This window comes from Streptomyces capitiformicae, from assembly GCF_002214185.1.
Classification (GTDB): domain Bacteria; phylum Actinomycetota; class Actinomycetes; order Streptomycetales; family Streptomycetaceae; genus Streptomyces; species Streptomyces capitiformicae.
This window is the reverse complement of record NZ_CP022161.1, coordinates 4,465,522-4,486,101: the sequence shown is the minus strand read 5'-3', so window position 1 is coordinate 4,486,101 and position 20,580 is coordinate 4,465,522. Positions and strand designations below refer to the sequence as shown.

12 protein-coding genes and 2 pseudogenes are annotated in these 20,580 nt (G+C 70.2%); 6 read left to right on the top strand and 8 right to left on the bottom strand.

Annotation, left to right across the window (positions count from 1 at the left end; translation table 11 throughout):
• Positions 1 to 80: 80 nt before the first annotated feature.
• Together CES90_RS19915 and CES90_RS19910 are read right to left on the bottom strand one after the other, a co-directional pair.
• On the bottom strand, positions 81 to 6,227 hold the full coding sequence (locus tag CES90_RS19915; protein WP_189786084.1) for a DNRLRE domain-containing protein: 6,147 nt from the start codon (positions 6,225 to 6,227) through the stop codon (positions 81 to 83).
• Positions 6,228 to 6,605: 378 nt separating this feature from the next.
• On the bottom strand, positions 6,606 to 7,631 hold the full coding sequence (locus CES90_RS19910; protein WP_189786083.1) for a DUF499 domain-containing protein: 1,026 nt from the start codon (positions 7,629 to 7,631) through the stop codon (positions 6,606 to 6,608).
• Positions 7,632 to 7,835: 204 nt separating this feature from the next.
• Between CES90_RS19910 and CES90_RS19905 the strand changes: the two genes are divergently transcribed.
• The gene (locus CES90_RS19905; RefSeq protein ID WP_189786082.1) at positions 7,836 to 8,309 is read left to right on the top strand and encodes a DUF1772 domain-containing protein; all 474 of its coding nucleotides are present in this window, start codon (positions 7,836 to 7,838) and stop codon (positions 8,307 to 8,309) included.
• A gap of 14 nt (positions 8,310 to 8,323) precedes the next feature.
• Here CES90_RS19905 and CES90_RS19900 read toward each other — a convergent pair.
• Together CES90_RS19900 and CES90_RS19895 are read right to left on the bottom strand one after the other, a co-directional pair.
• A pseudogene (locus CES90_RS19900) lies at positions 8,324 to 8,533 on the bottom strand (ISAzo13 family transposase); the annotation flags it as partial.
• A 649-nt stretch (positions 8,534 to 9,182) separates the two neighbouring features.
• Positions 9,183 to 10,778, bottom strand: a pseudogene (locus CES90_RS19895) (DEAD/DEAH box helicase); the annotation flags it as partial.
• Between the two features lie 506 nt (positions 10,779 to 11,284).
• Here CES90_RS19895 and CES90_RS19890 point away from each other — a divergent pair.
• A complete protein-coding gene (locus CES90_RS19890) occupies positions 11,285 to 12,058 on the top strand; it encodes a ferritin-like fold-containing protein (RefSeq protein WP_189783841.1) in 774 nt (257 codons plus the stop codon).
• A 124-nt stretch (positions 12,059 to 12,182) separates the two neighbouring features.
• Here the strand turns inward: CES90_RS19890 and CES90_RS19885 are convergent, their stop codons facing one another.
• From CES90_RS19885 to CES90_RS19870, 4 genes are all read right to left on the bottom strand, one after another.
• Positions 12,183 to 12,455, bottom strand: coding sequence for a hypothetical protein (locus CES90_RS19885; protein WP_189783842.1), 273 nt, complete (start codon positions 12,453 to 12,455; stop codon positions 12,183 to 12,185).
• Positions 12,456 to 12,692: 237 nt separating this feature from the next.
• Positions 12,693 to 12,920 (bottom strand): DUF3107 domain-containing protein, encoded by a 228-nt coding sequence (locus CES90_RS19880; RefSeq protein WP_172639037.1) that lies wholly within the window; start codon positions 12,918 to 12,920, stop codon positions 12,693 to 12,695.
• A gap of 152 nt (positions 12,921 to 13,072) precedes the next feature.
• The gene (locus CES90_RS19875) at positions 13,073 to 13,714 is read right to left on the bottom strand and encodes a TetR/AcrR family transcriptional regulator (protein WP_189783843.1); all 642 of its coding nucleotides are present in this window, start codon (positions 13,712 to 13,714) and stop codon (positions 13,073 to 13,075) included.
• A 221-nt stretch (positions 13,715 to 13,935) separates the two neighbouring features.
• On the bottom strand, positions 13,936 to 14,160 hold the full coding sequence (locus tag CES90_RS19870; RefSeq protein ID WP_189783844.1) for a hypothetical protein: 225 nt from the start codon (positions 14,158 to 14,160) through the stop codon (positions 13,936 to 13,938).
• A gap of 205 nt (positions 14,161 to 14,365) precedes the next feature.
• On the opposite strand from CES90_RS19870, the gene CES90_RS19865 reads away from it, so the two are divergent.
• From CES90_RS19865 to CES90_RS19850, 4 genes are all read left to right on the top strand, one after another.
• Positions 14,366 to 15,481 (top strand): alpha/beta fold hydrolase, encoded by a 1,116-nt coding sequence (locus CES90_RS19865; protein WP_189783845.1) that lies wholly within the window; start codon positions 14,366 to 14,368, stop codon positions 15,479 to 15,481.
• 440 nt (positions 15,482 to 15,921) lie between these two features.
• Positions 15,922 to 17,268, top strand: coding sequence for a DUF3152 domain-containing protein (locus tag CES90_RS19860; RefSeq protein WP_189783846.1), 1,347 nt, complete (start codon positions 15,922 to 15,924; stop codon positions 17,266 to 17,268).
• 189 nt (positions 17,269 to 17,457) lie between these two features.
• A complete protein-coding gene (locus tag CES90_RS19855; RefSeq protein WP_189783847.1) occupies positions 17,458 to 19,272 on the top strand; it encodes a DUF3492 domain-containing protein in 1,815 nt (604 codons plus the stop codon).
• Positions 19,269 to 20,483, top strand: coding sequence for a hypothetical protein (locus CES90_RS19850; RefSeq protein ID WP_229913915.1), 1,215 nt, complete (start codon positions 19,269 to 19,271; stop codon positions 20,481 to 20,483). The genes CES90_RS19855 and CES90_RS19850 overlap by 4 nt, the downstream gene beginning before the upstream one ends.
• Positions 20,484 to 20,580 lie beyond the last annotated feature (97 nt).

Genomic DNA, 20,580 nt, shown 5'->3' with positions numbered 1-20,580 from the left:
AAAAGGGAGACCGCGGCCCGCTCGGCGTGTTCGCCGACGCGGGCCGCGGATCTTCGGTTTCGCTGGGTCCTCAGTCCTGCTCAGTTACGGGACAGATACTTGCGGACCTTGTTGTAGACCGACCTCGGCCCCTTTTGGTACGGCGGACGGTATCCGCCCTTCTTCATGACCCGGTCGGTCGCCTTGTCGAGCGTTTCATTTTTTCCTTTCCGCTCACCCTTGGCGAAGTCGGGCACATCGTTCCCCTTCTCCTTCCCGGATTTGCGGGCCTCGCGCCAGAGCCTCTTCACCTTGTTGATGGCCCATTTCTTGCCCTTCCACCAGATGAGGCCGATGATCGCGACGACCGCGCCCACACCGATCACGGCGAGTACCGTGCCGGCGCTGACGCCGAGGCCGGCCATGCCGACGAGGGCGACCGCCGTCATCCTGCCGTCGAGGTCGACCAGGTTGATGGGGTCGCCGCAGACGTACTCGTAGCTGTTGCAGCTGCCGCCCGTGACGGGGTCGACGGACAGGAACCGGCCGGTGGTGGGGTTGTAGAGGCGGGCCCCCATGAGGACGAGACCGGTGGGGGTCTCGGCGGAGCGCTGCTTGGCGCCGAGCCAGCCGTAGCGGCCGGCGCCGCCGCCCTCGCGGGCGTTGCCGTACTCGTCCGTGTCGACGGCGACGGGTGCCTTGCTCGCGTCCAGCGGGAGCTGGAGCGCCACGTCGCCGTGGACGGTGGTGAACTGCAGCTCCGTGTCACCGGTCTTGCCGGTGACCGCGGCCAGGTCGCCGGAGACGGACCGCACGTTGCGGCTGACGGCTCCGCTCGCGGTGTCCTCGACGATCCAGCGGGGGTTGTCGCTGTCGTCGCCGTAGTGGTTGACCTTGGACGCGGTCTGCGTCCAGGTGGTGCCACTGCCGGTCTCGGCCGTCCAGGAGCGGAAGCGCATGGCCGCGTCGAGCTGCCAGGTCTGCCGCTTGCCGTTCGCCGTCTGACGGTAGGCGAGGTCGTTGGCGTAGTAGTCGACGGTGCCGCCCGGCAGGGCGGTGGTGCGGCCGAAGGCGTCGTAGGAGTAACCGGAGTCGACGAGCCGGTCGGCGCTGTCGTAGGTGTGGCTGGTGGTGGTGCCTCCCGTGGTGGGGCAGGCGCCGGAGGCCTCGCCCGTCGCGGTGGTCAGGCCGGTGCGGTTGGCGCGCTTGTCGAAGGTGTACGTGCGCCGGGTGCACACCTCGCCGACGGTGTCCTCGACCGTGGTCAGACGCCCGGCCCTGTCGTATCCGTAGCGCTGGTCGGACCAACCGGAGTGGCTGGTCGTCCGTCCCTGGACCGAACGGGTCACCACGTCGGTGTAGACGGTGGTGCCGTCGCTGTCCCGGGTGTAGGCCCTGGACGTCGGGGCGCCGGTGGCGTCCTCGGTGACGTTCAGGGTGTAGCCACCGGGCAGCTTCTCGGAGGCGACGGAGCCGTCCGCGTCGTACGTGGCGGAGAAGTCACCGGCGACGGAGTCACTGGTCCTGGTGACCAGCCCGCGCGGCTCGGCGCTGTGGTCGTAGGTGTAGGTGACGGTCGACGGGACGGTGTCGCTGACCTTGACCGCGCGGTCGAGCACGTCGTAGGCGGTGGTGGTCCGGCCGCCGTCGGCGTCGGTGTACGAGACGAGGCGGCCGAGCTTGTCGTACGCCTTGGTGATCGTGCCCGCCGTCGGAGAGGTGATCTTGGTGACCTCGCCCGTGGCAGGGTCGTACTCCACGGTGGACTCCGGGACCGCCTGGCCGAGGCCGCCGGTCACCGTGGTCTTCAACGGCCGGCCCGCGTCGTCGTACGACCGGGTGGTCGTGCGCGACTGGCCGTTGGCGGTGTCGGTGACCTTGGTCGGCTGGCCGAAGTAGCCGTACTCCACGGTGGAGTCGGTCACCTCGTCGGGCCGGCTGCCGCCACCGGTGATCTTTCCGGCGGGTCCGCTCCAGCAGACCTGGTCGGCCCACTCGGGACGGCCCTTGCAGAAGCCGGTGCCGTCGGCCGCCCAGTACTCGGTGACGCGGCTGGCGGCGTCCTCACCGGTGCCGGCCGGAGGCACGACGTCGGTGATCCGCCCCTGTGCGTCGTACGCGGCGCTGGTCGTCAGGTTCAGGCCGCCGGAGTCCTGGATGACCAGCTTCGGCAGGCCCTTGGCCCAGTCGTACTGGGTCTCGGTGACCCGCTTCTCACCCATGACCGAGTAGTAGTCGCGGACACGGGCGCCGACGATCTTGAGAGTGACCTGGTCCCTGACCTTGGCCGTGCCGTCGGTGGGACGTCCCTCGTCGTACTCGTTGACCGTCCAGGTGCGGGCCGGCACGGACGTGTCGGCCTTGACCAGAACGGTGGTTCCGTCCTTGAGGTCCTCGGTCAGGTCCACCCGGTGGAGGGGGCCGAACTCCTCGAGTTCCCGGGTGCCGGCCTCGTTGAACAGGGAGGTGGTCGACAGCAGGTGCGCTCGCTCGGCCGTGGACCGGGAGATGATGCCCAGACCCGTCAGCGTGTCCTTCTGCGCGTCCGTCGTGCCGAGTGCCAACTCGCGGTTGGCTGCGCTCAGTTCACGGACGGTGTTGCCGAACCGGTCGTACTCGGTGGTGCTGATGTGCTTGCCGGGCTCCGCCGTGTTGACGGTACGGCCGGAGGCGTCGAGGTAGTGCACCTCGGCGCGCGTGTAGCCGCCGCCCGTCAGGTCCGCGCCGTCGTGGGACGGCGGCACGGAGTCGGCCGGGAAGACGGCGGTCGCGTCGCTCGGGGCGTCGAGCTGCCCCCACTTCGCGACGTCGCCGGCGCCCATGGAGTGGGGTGCCTTGGTGCCGGTGAGCGGAACGCCGTAGACGACGCTGGTGACCGCTTCGCCCTCGGTGGTGTCCACCGTGCCCTGCTTCAGCGCCGGGCGGGAGACCTTGAGCAGCATCCCCGCGCCGGGGGAGTTGCCGCTGCCGGCGTTGCCGTAGTCGAAGGTGTACGGCAGCACGCCCGGCGGCTGGAACCAGGTGACGCGGCCCTCGTGGTAGGCGTACTGGGTCTCGGCCTGCTGTCCGATGCGCGGGTCCCAGTGCTGGCGCAGCCGACCGACGGAGTCGTACCGGTACGAGGCCACGGCGGTTGCGGTCGCGGCGCCGGCGCCGGGGGCGGTGGCCCACAGCTTGACCTGCTTGACCTGACCGGTGAAGTCACCGAAGTCGGCGTCGGTCTCGGTACCGGTCGCCGTCGTGGCGGTGGCGTAGCCGAACTCCAGTACCCGGCAGCCCTTGGTGGCCGGATCGGCCTCGCACGCGGCGGCGGTGGCGGCCGAGGTGGGGGCGATGATCCGCTTGGGGCGGGCCAGCGTCTTGCCGTCCACGGTCACGGTCTCGGAGACGACCTTGGTGGTGGTGTTGCTCAGACCGTCGATCAGGGTGGTGGAGACCTGCCACGTCGTGGCCGCCGAACCGGGCTTGGCGAAGGTCGTCACCGTGCCCTCGGTGTCGGACAGGGTGAACGAGCCGGTGACGGAGCCCTTGAGGGTGAGCGCCTCGGCGCCGGGCTCGGGGACCCAGCCGGTCTTGGCCGCGTTGGCGGTGAAGTGGACCGCGTCGCCTTCGGACAGCACCACGTCGACCGCGGTGTCGGAGATCTTGCGGATGTGGCTGTAGTCGGACGTGGTGTCGTCCGCGATGGTGCCCGCGACCCACTCCTTGCCGAAGATCGCGGCCTGGCCTTCCTGCTTCGCGCCCTGGTCGGGGTTCCGCGAGGAAGCGGTCCGCGTCACCGTCATGCCGAAGAACGACGCGTCGGTCTCCGACAGTGTGTAGTCACCGGTGAGCAGGTTCAGCGAACCGGGACCGGCTTCGGTGGTGGCCGCGCCGTCGGCGTTGCGGTCCACGACCACGGTCAGCGGTTCGGTGCTGCTGGAGGCGGAGTTCGGCCCGGTGAAGTCGGCCTTGATCTGGACCGTGCCGTCGGGGTCGACGGTGCCGGCGGCGTTCCAGACCAGCGCCGCGTTCCTGCCGCCCGTGAGCGCGACCGGCCAGGCGGTCAGCGCCGTGCCGCCGGCGGTGACGTCCCCGACGGGGATCTTCACCCAGGCGTCGGCCTCGGAGCGGCGCCAGGAGAAGGAGACCTTGTCGTACTTGCCGCCCTCGGCCTCGGCGACCAGCGGCAGCCGGCGTGCGGTGCGCTCGCCCTCGGCCGGCTGGACGAAGCCGCCGGAACCGGCGTGGAAGGTGTACTCCTTCGCCTCGGACTTGTTGTCCGCCTTGTCGACGGACCTCACCTGGAGGGTGTGGGTGCCGTTCTTGGGCGGGGCGATGGAGATCGCCTTGGCCGCGGCGGCGCCGCCGGTGGCGACCCTGGTCCAGGTGACGCCGTCCAGCGACCACTCCAGCCAGTTGTGGTCCGCGGAGGGCGGGGTGACGGTGAAGGTACCGGCCTGGCCGGCACCCTTGACCCACTGGCCGGCCGGGTAGTCGGTGGAGGTGATCTGCGCCGGGGCGGACGGGGCCGAGGTGTCGACGGTGAACGTCTTCCACGCCGACCAGCCGGTGTTGTAGTGCGCCCCGTCGTAGGGGTTGGTGCGGAACTTGTACGTCTTGCCGTTGCTCAGCACCCCGGACGGGACGGTCACCGACGCCGCGGACCCGGAAGCCACGTACTTCGAGACGATCACCTCGCCGACCTGGGTGTTGGTGGCGTTGTCGTAGATCTGGAAGGTGCCGTTGACCTTGTCACCGTCGGCGTCGACGAAGGTGTCGCGCAGCGTCGGTGTGGTGGTGTTCACCATGTAGGCGCCGCCGTAGGAGAAGAACGGCGGGCCGGCCTCCTGCTTGGTGCCCGTCTTCGGCCGGAAGTTGTAGTTCAGCACGAGCTTCGGCGGATTCGCCGCGGCGTTCGCGGAGTTGACCCGCTTCCACTGCGCCACGGCCGTCTCGCTCGTCGCGCGCACACCCATGTGCCCGCGGGCGGCCTTGGCCGAGGCCCACTCCTGCGCCAGCGTGGTCACATCGGCGTTGATCCAGCCGTCCGGCTGGGAGGTGCACGAGGGGTTGCCGCGGGTCTCGGTCGAGGTGGCCTTCTTCGCCGTCATGGTGGGGCGGTTCGTCCACCGGGAGGACGTCGACGCGGCCCCGGCGGACCACACCTCCCATGACTGCGCCGAGCAGTTCGCCTGGTTGCCCGAGTGGAAGTTCCACAGGCTCAGCTTCGCGCTGGAGACCAGGGCGTCGGCGATCGGCGAGGTGTTCCAGCTGATGAAGGACTGCGCCGTGCGGGGTGTCCCGTCTGCGTTGGTGGTGCCCGGGTTACCGAAGTCCAGCTCGGTGTCGGACGACCAGTCGACCGTCTCGCCCTGCTGCACATAGGTGTCGAAGACATTCGACAGCGAGGACGTCGACGGGTCCACCGTCACGGGGTACTTGGTCTCGGGATCGGCGAGGAACTCGGGATCCGGGGTGACCACCAGGTCGACGCCCGCCTCCCTCTCGACCGTCTTCATCGACACCGGCACCCGGCGGGTGTGCTCGCCGGAGCGCTTGTCGACGGTGGAGTCCCACATCACCGGCGCGGGCATGACGGCCCGCTTCTTGTTCTTCTCGTCGGTGAACTGCAGGCCGCCGTTCTTCAGCGGCTCGACCTTCAGCCCGTCGGTCTCCAACGGCAGCGTGTAAGAGAACCCGCCGGTGTCCGGCCTCTTCTTGATCTCGACGTACTGCTCGAAGCCGGTGCGGGTCGCCTCGACGACCACATCCGCGCCGGGCACCGCGTTGACGTACTCCGCCCGCGTCCCGTCCAGTACCGGCTCCGGCAGACCGCCCTTCCAGCGCAGCGTGATCTGCTCATCACCCTCGCCCAGCGTCACCAGGTCGACGGCCTTCGACTGCTGCGCCGCCCTCAGCGACTTCGCGGGCGTACCCGTCTTTCCCGCCAGCCGCAGCCCGCCCGGGTGCGCCACCGGCTCCACGCCGCTGCCCGACTCGCGCAGTTCCACATCGACGTTCACCCACGCGCCGTCACGCTCGAAGCGCACCGGCCCGGCCGACAGCTCCGTCGTCAGGCTGCCGTCCTTGTTCACCCAGGTCGTCGAGGTCTCGGTGCGCTCCGACAGCGCCTCCACCCGCTTCCCCGACAACCGCGCCGCGACCTTCGCCGACGCGATGTCGGCCGCGGCGGTCACCGCCCCCGGCTTGGCGGGCTTCGCCTGCGGGGCGGCCTCGGCCGCCCCCTGCAACAGGCCCACGGACATGACGGCGGCCAGCCCGCCCGCCGTCCAGCGCAGATACTTGCTGCGCTCATGCCAAACAGTCCTTCTCCGGAAAGGAGAGGACGAATCCCCCAGTGGTCTCAACATCCACCCGTGTTCGGTTCTGAGCCGCCCTAAATGTAAGGCTGCTGTAAAGAAGTGTGGTCAATGTGAAACCTAGTCGCTGCCGGAAGCGACAAAAGGACCGATTATCGCAAAGCTGTGCGACGGATCCCTATTGTTATTGTGACTTGGCCCACACAAGCGGAGGGTGTGCGCTCGCTCACGCGGAGGGCGGGTGGGGTGCTCGCTCCGAGGGTTGCACGCAGTCACTCACGGTTGCTCACACAACACGAATCAGGCCCGCCTAATCGGGCCCGCCTAGGAAACTTCCTGGGCGGGCCTGACCCGGTGCTGCGCTGTCGGGGTGGCGGGATTTGAACCCACGACCTCTTCGTCCCGAAGGTGGGCTGCGTCCCCAACGGTGCCTGGTTCGGAAGGCTCGACCCGGTGCTCGGGATCGAGCAGAGCGAGTGTCAGACGAGGTTCGTCACGGACGTCCGCAGAGCCCAGGACGCCGGTCTGCGTCCGCCAGGGGGACTTGGCCGGAGCCACACTCTTGGTGGCCTCTTCCAACAGCTCGGCGATCGTGTCTTCGGGTACAGCGCTCTCGCGCTCCACGATGACCTTGTTCAGGTTGGGTTCGGTGGTGAAACGGTAGCGGCCGCCCTCGTAGCGCATGTACCAGGCGACATTCCTGACGGTGTCCCGGACATCCTCGAGGGCGCCGCGAGACAGCCCCGGTCGGCCCACACCCACAGCCATCTGGGCGTCGGATGCACCCAGGACTCTGTCGGAACCGAAGGAGTTGACGAAGGCTGTCGTGGCGAGTTTGGCCGCGAGTCGCAACCTCTCGATCTCGCCGCCGCGGCGCTGGTCCTCGATGCGGGCTCGGGAGTCCTCGCGGATGATGTCGGCGTTCAGAGTCGACAGGTAGGAACCACCGGTGATCTTCAAAATCTCGGCTCGCACCCCGGGGTCATGCAGAGGGATGTCCCCCGGGTGAATGAGTGGGGAGACACGCCCCTCCGCATGGAGAGCCTTAATGCTGTGCGCGTCGCGCGTGCGCTGGAAGCCGGACAGCGAGCCCCAGCGATGGGTGAGCGGATCGATCAGCTCGGGGTGGAAGGGGTAAGCGGCCTCGATGCGGTCGCGGTAGACAGGATCACGGTAAACAGCCGGGAGAGCACCACCGAACTGCTCGGCGTAGTAGTCGCCGTAAGCGTCCGCGACCGTACGGCGCTGGGCAGGAGTCCCAGTGCTCTGGAACAGCCGGGTATGCAGGACGGGAAAGATGTCATCGCCCTCGACCGGTGTGATGACGTTCTCCGTCCGGCGCGTGATCACCCTGACTCGCGGCCTCCTGGCCATCAAATCGCTGTGACCGTGCCTCTGCTGACCGCCAACACATCCGCGATTCCGCTTCCAGCAGGGGTCTTTCCGCTGTCGGAGCGGCAACTCCTCTATCATCACGGCGGTCGGCCCGAACACATGTACGCGGACGGGCAGGCTGTAGTCCAGTCAGCCGACACGATCTGGGTTTGGTGAAGCATGAACATCCTGATACACGTGCTCCCGGGTATCGCCGTGCTCACCTGTTCGGCTGTATACGGAGCCGATCTGTTCGCGGCCATCGTCCTTCGGTCTGCGCTGTCCGAAGTCGATGATCGGACGCTCACCACCACGATGGGCCACGTTCACCGGTACGGCGACCAGCGGATGCCTGTCCCGTTCGTCCTCAGCGTCGTCACAAGCGTCCTCAGTGTGGTAGCGGCGCTGGTGGCCGGGCGCACGGCGGTCGCGTTGGCAAGCATGCTCGCGGTGGCGGCCCTCCTCTGTTGGATCAGCATCTACCTCCGAGTCAGCGCACCGATCAATCGTGCGCTCACCGCCGCGGCCGCCGAAAAAAGGGCATTGCCCAACGCTCGTACCCTGCAACGGCGCTGGGACCGAGTGGTTCCGCTCCGCCTCTCCCTACAGGCGATCGCCGTTGCCGCGCTGTGCACCGCGCTCGGCCTGGCCTAAGGGCTTGCCGGGAATCAACACGTCGGTTTGATCTTGGTTTTGTCGGGGTCGAGGAACCTGGCGACGTCTTCCCGGGTGCGGAAACGGGCCGTTGAGGCGGGGAGATGAACGCCATGGGCTTCCAGGAGCGGGCGGACGTCTTTCGCTGCGCGGCTGATGGTCATGGCGGTGGTGTGGAACAGCGGGCCCAGAAGGTCCATGGTCGCGAGTTTTCGCAGGGGCAGCGGAGGTCGTGGACCGGGGGAACGAATCAGGGGCCTGATCCACTCAGTGGATCAGGCCCCTGACCGCTTCACTGTCGGGGTGGCGGGTGCTTCTGTGCTGTACGGCGACAGCTCCGGAGAACCTTGGCTCGTTTGCTGTCTACCCAGGTCACAGCCATGGGCTGGAGACCGGTGCTGCGACCTGGTCGCAAATCCGGACCTCAGTCGGCGGGCATCGCCGGGGCGGTGCGCTGGTGGATTTGTCCGGAAAAGATTGCGGTAGGGGGCGGGTAGGGGGCAGAGTCGGGAGGGGGACAGGAGGCGACCGTGACCGTCCTCGCGATGTTTCTTCTCGTAATCGGCGCAATCTTGATCCTGCTTGGGGCGGTCCTGGTCGTCGTCGGGGCAATCGTGATCCTCATGGGGGTTGCCCTGATCGCCGTTGCGGCCTTCCTGTTGATCCGGAGAGTGCTGAGGCGCCGAGAGTAGAAATGGCAAGGCCGAGGGGAGGTGTCCGTGCGTTCGGTCGGTCGGGCGGTGCTGTGGTGTGACCTGCGCCCGAGGGTGAGGCCGGAGAGGCGGACCGGATCAGGCTCAACGCGCGAGCTGCCGTTGACGCCTGGCTAGGCCCAATACCGGCCACAGCCTGGACATCGGCCTGCGTGGGAGAGCCCTCGGCGGTCTTCACCGCGCTCTCCGCGGCCACGGCACCACGGGTGCGGCGACGGCGCGGCTTGGCGGGCTCCTCGGCGGCCTGGTCGGCCTCGACGGGAGTGCCTTCGACCGTCTCCAGCACGGCCTCGGCCGCGCTCGCGGGCTCCGCGGCGGGAGCCGCACCGGCACGGGTCCGGCGACGGCGGCGCGGCGTACGGGGCTCGGACTCCGCGGAGTCGGCGCCCGGAGCCTCCGTCGGCGGTGCGGACTCGGTGACCGCGGCGGCATCCGGGGACGCCCCGTCGACGGTCGCACCACCACGGGTGCGGCGGCGACGGCGCGGCGTACGCGCCGGGCGCTCGGACTCGGCGGACGACGAGCCCGAGGAACGGCCGCCACGACCGCGCGGACCACGGCCGCCCGGCTCGCCGAGGTCTTCCAGCTCCTCGGCGTCCAGCCCGGCCCGGGTGCGCTCGGAGCGCGGCAGGACACCCTTCGTGCCCGCGGGGATGTTCAGTTCCTCGAAGAGGTGCGGGGAGGTGGAGTACGTCTCCGGCGGGTCGTTGAAGCCGAGGTCCAGCGCCTTGTTGATGAGCTGCCAGCGCGGGATGTCGTCCCAGTCGACGAGCGTGATCGCGATGCCCTTGGCACCCGCGCGGCCGGTACGGCCGATGCGGTGCAGGTACGTCTTCTCGTCCTCGGGGGACTGGTAGTTGATGACGTGGGTGACACCCTCGACGTCGATGCCGCGTGCGGCGACGTCGGTGCAGACGAGGACGTCCACCTTGCCGTTGCGGAAGGCCCGCAGGGCCTGTTCGCGGGCGCCCTGGCCGAGGTCGCCGTGGACCGCGCCGGAGGCGAAGCCCCGCTGCTTGAGCTGGTCGGCGAGGTCGGCGGCCGTGCGCTTCGTACGGCAGAAGACCATGGCCAGTCCCCGGCCGTCGGCCTGTAGTATGCGCGCGACCATCTCGGGCTTGTCCATGTTGTGCGCGCGGTAGATGTGCTGCGAGGTGTTCGCTACCGTCGCGCCCTCGTCGTCCGGCGCCGTGGCACGGATGTGGGTCGGCTGCGACATGTAACGGCGGGCCAGACCGATGACCGCGCCCGGCATGGTCGCCGAGAACAGCATCGTCTGGCGCCTGGCCGGAAGCATGTTGATGATCTTCTCGACGTCGGGCAGGAAGCCCAGGTCGAGCATCTCGTCGGCCTCGTCGAGGACCAGGCACTTGACGTGCTTCAGGTTGAGCTTCTTCTGGCCGGCGAGGTCGAGCAGCCGCCCGGGGGTGCCGATGACGACGTCGACACCCTTCTTCAGGGCCTCGACCTGCGGCTCGTAGGCGCGGCCGCCGTAGATCGCGGTGACGCGGACGTTACGAACCTTGCCCGCGGTCAGCAGGTCGTTGGTGACCTGCGTGCACAGCTCGCGGGTGGGGACGACGACGAGCGCCTGCGGGGCGTCGGTGAGGTCCTCGGGCTTGGCGCGGCCGGCCTCGACGTCGGCGGGAACGGTGACGCGCTCGAGGAGCGGGAGGCCGAAGCCGAGCGTCTTGCCGGTGCCGGTCTTGGCCTGGCCGATGACGTCGGTGCCGGAGAGAGCGACCGGGAGCGTCATCTCCTGGATGGGGAAGGGGTTGATGATGCCGACGGCTTCCAGGGCCTCGGCAGTCTCGGGAAGGATTCCGAGATCTCGAAAAGTCGTAGTCAGGGTGCTGCCTCTTCTGTGTACGCGGTGTGGCGCGAGCGCGGGGGTCGTGTCGTCTGACCGTGCCGAGGGGACATCGGCCGCCCTCACGGGCGGGCCGTGTGGCACGGGACCACTGCCGACGCTCTAGCGCTCATACCGCTGAGGGGTCCCTCCGGACGCCGTACGCGGAATGCCGTACGGAAAAGGAGGGCTGTCGGGTCGGAGCCGATCGGGCCACCGACCGGGCATCCTCATGCGTGCGGCCTGTCGAGAGACGGTCGAGATACCCGAGATGTCGCGGGATACGTCGACGTACTCAGCAGGCGCATTACCACCATACCCCGGAATCGCGCACATGCGATGGCCGATTTGGTCACGTAGTCGTCGTCACACTGATTGACCACGCCCTTCCGCCCTACGGCGAGCGAGCTATTGTGCGCTTCATGACGACGTCTGACAAGCCTGAGAACTCCGCCGCCACTGCTGATACGGCCGACACCACCGCCGAGGTCACCGGAATCGCCGCCCAGGACTGGGACCGGGCCTCCGTCGACCCGCAGTACCGCGCCGCCGTGGTCGATCTGCTCGGAGCGCTGGCGTACGGGGAACTCGCGGCGTTCGAACGGCTCGCGGAGGACGCGAAGCTGGCGCCGACGCTCGTCGACAAGGCCGAGCTGGCGAAGATGGCGGCCGCCGAGTTCCACCACTTCGAGAGGTTGCGGGACCGGCTCACGGAGATCGGGGAGGAGCCGACGCGGGCCATGGAACCGTTCGTCGACGCGCTCGACGGCTTCCACAAGCAGACGGCGCCGTCGGACTGGCTGGAGGGGCTCGTCAAGGCGTACGTCGGCGACTCGATCGCCAGTGACTTCTACCGGGAGGTCGCGGCCCATCTCGACGCGGACACGCGCGGGCTGGTGCTCGCCGTGCTCGACGACACCGGGCACGCCGGGTTCGCCGTGGAGAAGGTGCGGGCCGCGATCGACGAGGACCCGCGCGTGGGCGGGCGGTTGGCGCTGTGGGCGCGGCGGTTGATGGGGGAGGCGCTGTCGCAGTCGCAGCGGGTGGTCGCCGACCGGGATGCCTTGTCCACCATGCTGGTGGGTGGCGTCGCGGACGGCTTCGATCTGGCTGAGGTGGGGCGGATGTTCTCGCGGATCACTGAGGCGCACACGAAGCGGATGGCTGCGCTGGGCCTCGCGGCCTGAACGGGGCGCCTGGTCGCCGTGGGGGGCCTGTGTCGTCTGGCGGGTGCGGGTTCGTCGTGGCTTGTCGCGTAGTTCCCCGCGCCCCCTTTACTCCGCTGGGCTCAGCGCTTCTTACCCGTTGCCCTTACGCCGGGGCCGATGAGCTGCGTCGAAAGCGTTCCGTCGGGCGCAGGAGCAGCGAGAGTGAGGCCGATGCGACGATCAGGGCGCCGGTGAGGACGAGCAGGTAGGTGGCGGAGCCCAGGGCGGTGTGGGTGAGGAAGGCGCCGAAGAGGGCGCCGGCGACGCCGGTCGGCAGGACGAGGGTGCGGGACGGCAGGCGGTGCGGCAGTCGGTAGGCCGCGGCGCAGGCCAGGGCGAGGCCAAGGATCGCGGATCCGAGTGCTTCCAAGAACATGATCGGTTTCCCTCCCGCACGGCTATGGCCTGGGCAAATCGGTCGTAGCCGGTCCTACCCGCGAGTCAACGAACGCAATCCTCCTCCGAGGAGGAGTTGTGCGCCATCTGTGTGCGTCGGGCCCAAGGGATTCAAGGGGATCCATGGGGCGGCGACGAGGGACGGGACATGGAGAGGGGCCCGGTGGTTCACACCACCGGGCCCCTCCCTCGGGCCTGTTGAGCTGTGCCCGTTGAACTACAGCGCGCTGAAGCCCACCTTGCGGACGGCCGACTCGCCGATGTCGACGTACGCGAGACGGTCGGCCGGGACCAGGACCTTGCGGCCGTGTTCGTCCGTGAGGCTCAGCAGCGCCGACTTGCCGGCCAGCGCCTCGGCAACGGCACGCTCGACCTCCTCGGCACTCTGACCGCTCTCCAGAACGATCTCGCGGGGCGCGTGCTGCACGCCGATCTTGACCTCCACGGCTATGTCCCTCCGACGGTCAGTGAAGTGCGCGGGCGTCCGCGCCGTACCCAGCACACATTAGCCCGGTGAGGGGACGTCCACGCTCCGCTCAAGAACGCCAACAGCGAACAGAGGGTGGGAACAAAACTCCGGACCGGGCCGTGCTGCGGTCAGTGGTGGTCGGTGCCGTGCAGCGGGAAGCCTGCGATGCCGCGCCAGGCCAGCGAGGCCAGCAGCTGGACCGCCTGCTCGCGCGGGACACTGCGGTCGCTGTGCAGCCAGGACCGCGCGACGACCTGGGCGAGGCCGCCCAGACCCGAGGCGAGGAGCATCGCCTCCGCGCTCGACAGGCCGGTGTCCTCGGCGATGACGTCGCGGATCGCCTCGGCGCACTCTGTGGTGACCTTGTCGACGCGCTCACGTACGGCGGGCTCGTTCGTCAGGTCCGACTCGAAGACCAGCCGGAAGGCGCCGCCCTCGTCCTCGACGTACGCGAAGTACGCGTCCATCGTGGCCCGTACGCGCTGCTTGTTGTCGGTCGTCGACGCGAGCGCGCCGCGTACGGCCTGGATGAGGGACTCGCAGTGCTGGTCCAGCAGGGCCAGATAGAGGTCGAGCTTGCCCGGGAAGTGCTGGTAGAGAACCGGCTTGCTGACGCCCGCGCGCTCGGCGATGTCGTCCATCGCGGCCGAGTGGTATCCCTGGGCCACGAAGACTTCCTGGGCGGCGCCCAGCAGCTGGTTCCGTCGGGCTCGGCGCGGAAGGCGTGTGCCCCGCGGGCGTGCCGCCTCTGTCTGCTCGATGGCTGTCACGCCGCCTCCCAAAATCGTCCACTTGCGGTGTGCGCCGCGCCGCCATCGTACTTTTCGGTAACCCTGGTGTGCGCGGTGCGAGCGCAGAATTTCACGGACCGGACAGCGGGGACAGTGCCTCGGATCACACCGAACAGGGGCAGGCCGGGCAGAAGGACGCCCATTCCGGTCACCGATCGCCAATTTTCAACGTTACTGGCGGTCGTCCCTGGTAGGGCACGTCACCGGTAGTCGTCCTCGTCGAGGGAGACCACTCGGGACTGTTCCACGAGATCGGCCTCGTTGGCGGCGTCGCGGTCCACTTCGGTCAGTGGGTCGTCCTGCTCCGGGGTGACGTTCTTGTGCTGCTCGGCGGCATCGGCCTCGGAAGCCTCGACGTCGTCGAGTTCCACGGAATCATCCTCGGTCTCGGTGAAAGTCCCGGGATCGGTCGGGTCAACGGCCATCGTGGTTTCCCCTTCCTGGTACCTACGAGCCTAGGAGACAGTCGATCGTGGCGCTATGCGGTCCGGCGGTGACTGTGGTGACCGCTTCCTCGACTGTGGTGACCGCTTCCGTGCCGCGGTACCCATAGAGGCGTGGCTGATTTGTGACGCGACCTGTGACGGCGAACACATGAACCACTGCGTGATCGTCTCGTAACATTGCCGCATGTCTTCGACCGAGTTGCCGTCCGTGCTGACCGCCACCGCGTCACCGAAGGCGAGTGCCGTGCGTGTGGCGCCCGGCGAGCGGCTGCGGTCGGTCCGGTTGCCGGGGATCACGCTGACGGTGCGGACCAGACCGCCGGCGCGCGAGGATCTGCCGCCCGCCCTGTTCGTGCACGGCCTGGGCGGTTCCTCGCAGAACTGGTCGTCGCTGATGCCGCTGCTCGACGAGTTCGTGGCCGGTGAGGCGGTCGACCTGCCCGGCTTCGGCGACTCGCCGCCGCCGGACGACGGGAACTACTCGATCACGGCACACGCGCGCGCGGTCATCCGTTATCTCGAAGCGGCCGAACGCGGCCCCGTGCACCTCTTCGGCAACTCCCTCGGCGGCGCGGTCACGACCCGCGTCGCGGCCCTGCGGCCCGATCTCGTCCGGACGCTGACCCTGGTGTCGCCCGCCCTGCCGGAGCTCCGCGTGCAGCGGACCGCCGTGCCCACCGGGCTGCTGGCCCTGCCGGGTGTGGCGGGCCTCTTCACTCGCTTCTCCCGGGGCTGGTCCGCCGAGCAGCGCGTACGAGGGGTGATGGCGCTCTGCTACGGCGACCCCGCGCGCGTCACGGAGGAAGCCTTCCGCAACGCGGTCGAGGAGATGGAGCGACGGCTCCAGCTTCCGTATTTCTGGGACGCGCTGACGCGGTCCGCCCGTGGCCTCGTGGACGCGTACACCCTGGGCGGGCAGCACTCGCTCTGGCGCCAGGCCGAGCGCGTCCTCGCGCCGACCCTCCTCATCTACGGCCGCCGCGACCAGCTCGTCTCCTACCGCATGGCCCAGCGTGCCGCCCGCACCTTCCGTGACTCCCGACTGGTCACGCTGCCCGAGGCGGGGCATGTGGCGATGATGGAGTACCCGGAGGCGGTCGCCGGCGTGTTCCGCGAACTGCTCGCCGACGCGGGGAAGTCGAACGGTGCGAACAACGTGGAGCACGCGGAGAGCGTGGTCGGCGCGGGCCGAGTGGCGGTCCGTGAGCGTGGCTCGGTGGACGGAAGCGGCTCGGCCGGCGGTGACGATTTCGCCGCGGGAGGGTCCGTCATGGGCTCTCCCCCCGGTGTGGGGAGCTGAGGCGCGGCGTGGGACGGCACAGCCGCAAGGGGCGGGCGCCGAAAGGCGAAACAAGCGACATAAGGGCGGCCGGGGCGACAACCGCCGGGCCGGACAACCGCCGGACGGCGGCGCCGCGACCACCGGGCGGACCTGGGACGCCGGCCGATTCCGCGACCCCGGGTACGGGTGGACCGATGCCGCGGGGCGCGACGGGGCCACCGGCTCCGGGGGTCGGCGGGCCGGGGCCTCGGGGTGCCATGGGTCCTCCGTCTCAGGGCGCGACCGGCGGGCTCGGCGGTGCTCCGCGTCACGGGGCGCCCCGACCGCCGGACGGCACGCCTGCGCGGGGGGTGCCCCGCATGTACGACGGGACTCCCGGGCAGGGGATGCCGCGCTTCAACGGCGGCGCGCCCGCACAGGGAGGCCCGCGTTTTGCTGAGGGGACGCCGGCTCATGGGATGCCGCGATTTCCTGACGGCACGCCGGCTCATGGGGTGCCCCGTTTCCCCGACGGCACGCCCGCGCACGGCTTCCCCCGTCTTCCCGACGGCACACCCGCCCGGGGGTTCCCCGAGAGCCGTGGTGGTCACCCCGAGCAGCGTGAAGGGGGCGGCGGCTGGGGGCGGTTGGGCGGCGACGGGCGGACGGCCGGCGCCGGGCAGGGTGTGACGCACGGGGCTCCTTCGGGGGCCCCGTACGGTGCGCCCTCCGGCCCCTCGCCGAGCGCCCCGAACGGCGCGCCCGGCGGGCGTCGCGGCCCGCGCGTTCCCATCCCCCGGCAGCGGCGGGAGGCCTCGCCCGCCGGTGGCCCCCGGCAGGCCTACCTGGACGCCTTCGACGAGGTCGACGAGGTCGACGGCGTCCTCGTGTCCGGCACGGCCCACCGCGTCACCTCGGGTGCCGACACCGATGTACAGGCCGAGACGGCTCTCCAGGAGAAGGCTCCGCCCGAGGGCCCTTCTGAGGGCCCTTCCGAGGGCAAGGAGACGGCCAAGGGCGGCAAGGGCAAGGCGTTCACCGGGATCGCGGCCGCCGCGGTCACCACCGTGCTGGCCGTCATCGTGGGCGGACAGTTCGTGGGCGGGCAGAACGGCACCGCCACACAGTCGCAGGCCGCCGGCGCCGGTGACCGTGACGTGCGCGACACCTCGCGCAGTGACCACCGGCCCACGCCGTCCAGCGCGCCCAGAGCGAGCGCGGCACCGCTGTCGTACGACGCGAAGATGGGCAAGAAGTACACGCTCGCCGCGGACCTGGAGGGAAGCGGGAAGTTCCAGGCCGTCATGGGCTTCGACAAGGCGCCGGGTACGGGGCAGAAGTACCGCTACCGCGTCGACGTCGAGGAGGGGCTCGGGCTCGACGCGGCGCTGTTCGCCGAGGCCGTGCAGAAGACCCTGAACGACGAGCGGAGTTGGGCGCACGGCGGTGGCCGTACGTTCGAGCGGATCTCCTCGGGCCAGCCCGACTTCGTGATCACGCTGGCCAGTCCGGGCACCACCGCCGTCTGGTGTGCCAAGTCGGGACTCGACACGACCGTGGACAACGTGTCCTGCAACTCGTCCGCCACCGAGCGCGTGATGATCAACGCGTATCGCTGGGCGCAGGGCGCGGAGACGTACGGCGATCAGATCCATGCCTACCGGCAGATGCTGATCAATCACGAGATCGGTCATCGCCTCGGCTACGAGCATGAGACCTGCGACAAGGACGGCGAACTGGCTCCCGTCATGCAGCAGCAGAGCAAGTTCCTCACCTATGGCGGGATCACCTGCAAGGCCAATCCCTGGCCGTATCCCGGGAGTTGAGTGATGTGATCGCTTGATTCCGTAGCGCGACAGAACGCGTTCCGCTAGCGAAAGTTACGCCCGTTCACCCCTTTTGGTGGCGCGATGGACAACCGTCCGTCGCGCCACCGCCTTGTCCGCATACGTTCGTCCCGCTGCGAGCCGCCGGGTGAACGGCGGCTCCCCAAACGGGAGATCGGGGGTGCACGCGTGCGCATCGGACTGCTTACGGAGGGTGGCTATCCGTATGTGAGTGGTGACGCCAGGCTCTGGTGCGACCGACTCGTGCGTGGGCTGGAGCGACACGAGTTCGACGTCTACGCGCTCAGCCGGAGCGAGCGGCAGGAGGACGAGGGCTGGATCCCGCTGCCGCCGCATGTCCGCCGGGTCCGTACCGCGCCGCTGTGGACGGCCGAGGACGGCGGGGTCGCCCACGGTCGCCGGGCGCGGCGGCGCTTCGCGGAGGCGTACGGCGAACTGGCGGCGGCGGTGTGCGCCGCGAGGTCGGGCGGGCTGGCAGGGGAAGCCGCCGGGGATGGCTCCGAAGCCGAGGCGGACCGTTTCGGCAACGCGCTGTACGCGCTCGCCGAACTGGCCCGTGACGAGGGCGGACTCGCCAGCGCCCTACGCTCCGAAGTCGCCGTACGCGCACTGGAACGCGCCTGTCGCGCGCCGGGCGCGCTGCGGGCGGCGCGCGAGGCTCGCGTACCGGATCTGCTGACCATCGCCGCACACCTCGAACGCGCCCTGCGCCCCCTCTCGCTCGACTGGTACGAGGACGACGGGCTCGGCTCGGTCGACCTGTGCCACGCGGCGGCGGGCGGCTCGGCGGCACTGCCCGGGCTGCTGGCCCGGCACTTCCACGAGGTGCCGCTGCTGGTCACCGAGTACGGCGTGCCGCTTCGGGCGCACTATCTCGGGGCCTGTGGGGACGCGCCGGTGCGCGCCCTGCTCGCGGCCTTCCACAGACAGCTGACCGTCGAGGTCTACCGGCAGGCCGCCTGCCTCACCCCCGGCAACATCCATGCCCGCCGCTGGCAGGAACGCTGCGGTGCCGATCGCACCAAGATCCGTACGGTCTATCCCGGCATGGACGCGTCCCGCTTCGCGGAGGTGGGCGAATCGCCGGAACGCTCGGATCCGCACACGCTGATGTGGGTCGGCCGGATCGAACCCGCCAAGGACCTGGTCTCCCTGCTGCACGCCTTCGCCGAGATCCGCAGGGCGGAGCCCAAGGCACGGCTCAGGATCGTCGGGGCCGCGGCGGGCAGCGAGGGAGCCGCCTATCTCGGTCACTGCAAAGCCCTGGCCGCACAGCTCTTCCCCGACGAGGCCGACGGCGGGCACGCCGTCGGCGACGACCCCGTCTCCTTCGAGGAGATCGGTGACCCGTCCGTCCCCGACCTGGCGGAGGCGTACGCGGCGGGTGCCGTGGTCGTGCTGTCCAGCGTCGTCGAGGGCTTCCCGATCAGCCTGGTCGAGGCGATGTTCTGCGGCCGGCCCACGGTCTCCACGGATGTGGGCGCGGTCGTGGAGGTCATCGGCGGTACGGGCCTCGTCGTCCCGCCGCGTAATCCGCGGGCGCTCGCCGAGGCGTGCGTGGCACTTCTCCGTGAACCCGAGCGCCGTGCGCGCCTCGGTGCCGCCGCTCGCGCCCGCGCCCTGGAGCTCTTCACCGTCGAGCAGAACGTCGCGGCGTTTCGTGGCATCTACCTCGAGGTCGTCTCCCACGCCCCGGTGCGCAAGCTCGTCCTGGACGACACCGGCGAACCCCTGCCCTTCGGAGCGCCCGCCGAGTCCCGCGTCCCCGGCCGCTGGACCGAGTCCCGGCTGGTGGCGGGGAGCCTCGGCGTCGCCGGGGTGGCCGGCGTCGCGGGCCTCGGCGGAGTCGTCGCCGGCCGCCCCCGCTGGGCCCTCGGCGCGCCCGTACGGGCCACGACACCGGCCCGCGCCACGGGGGTGCCTCCGGTCCCCCCGGTGACGGCCACAGGGGAGCCGGTGCCCGCGGGGGAGGGGGCGCGATGAGCGAGCTGAAGCTGGACGGACTGGGCGATACGGGAGCCGAGGGGGAGGGCGCGCCTGCTGCGGAGGCTTCTTCCGGTTCCGGCGCAGGGCCCGCGTCCGGCGGCGAAAGCCTCACCGCGGCCACCTCCAAACCCGTCACCCGCCGTGGGGCCGTTGACCCGGTGAAGGCTCTGATGCATCGGCACCGGGAGCTGTGTGTGCGGGCAGTCGATCCGTTGGAGATCGCCGCCGGGCTGGAGGCGCACGGTGTCACCGACCGTACCGCTGCCCGCTTCCGGCACCGGGACGTGTTCTCGCTCGCCGAGGAGATCTACGCGCGCGTGCCCCGCGACGGGGAGACGCCCCCCGAGCGCGAACCGGTGCCCGGTGCGCCCGGCGTCGGCCGGGGCTGGGCCGTGCTCGCCCTGCTGCCGGGTGCCCTGTGCGCGGCCGCCGTGGCGGGGGTGCGGCTCGTCGAAGGCCAACCGCGCGTCGTGGCCGCCGCTGCCGCAGTGGGCGCCCTCGCGGTGACGCTCGGCCTGCGCGTGGCCCTCGGGCGAGGGCCCCTGCGTGCCCCGTCCGGCACGACGAGCCGCACGCGCGCGTGGACCTGCTGGCTGATCGCGTACGCCCTCCTCGGTGACGGCCTGCTCGCCGCCGCTCTCGACGGCGGCCCCCACGGCCGCTGGCCCCTCGCTGCCGCACCCGTCCTTGCCCTCGCCCTGGCCTGCGCCCCCGCGATCTGGTGCGCCCACCTCCTCTCGGTACGGGCCCGCCGCAAACTCGCCGCCAGCCGGGGTCTCGCCGAGTTCGCCGACTCCGTGAAGCCCCTGATCCTCGGCGTGTTCGCCCTCTACCTGTGCGCCCTGGCCGCCCTGCTCGCCCTGTGCGGCGCGCTCCTGGACGAGCCCGCCGCGTACGCCGGGGCCGGCGCCCTCGGCGCACTGCTTCTGCTCGCTCGCCTTCTCACTGCGCACGGCTCCGCGCACGCCCCGGCCGTCGTCCTCTGCACGGCGTCCCTGACCGAGGCGTTCGCGCTGGTCACGGTTTTCGCGAGCCGCCTGCCCGGCTGCTCCTTCCTCGCCGTCCCCGTCGAGACCGTCGTCGGCGCCTGGGGGCCCGGCACCGTCCCGGCCCTGGTGTGCGGCACCGCCGCGCTCGTCCTGCTCGTCCACGCCACCCGCACACTCACCCGGGCCTCGGCCCACGCCCTTGCCCCGGAGGAGATCTGACCCCACCTCGGTCTTTCCCGCGGGGCCGACACCGCGGGCCCACCTCATCACTCACGGCACCACCCCATAAGGAGAACGCCAGATGATCACCTCCCGA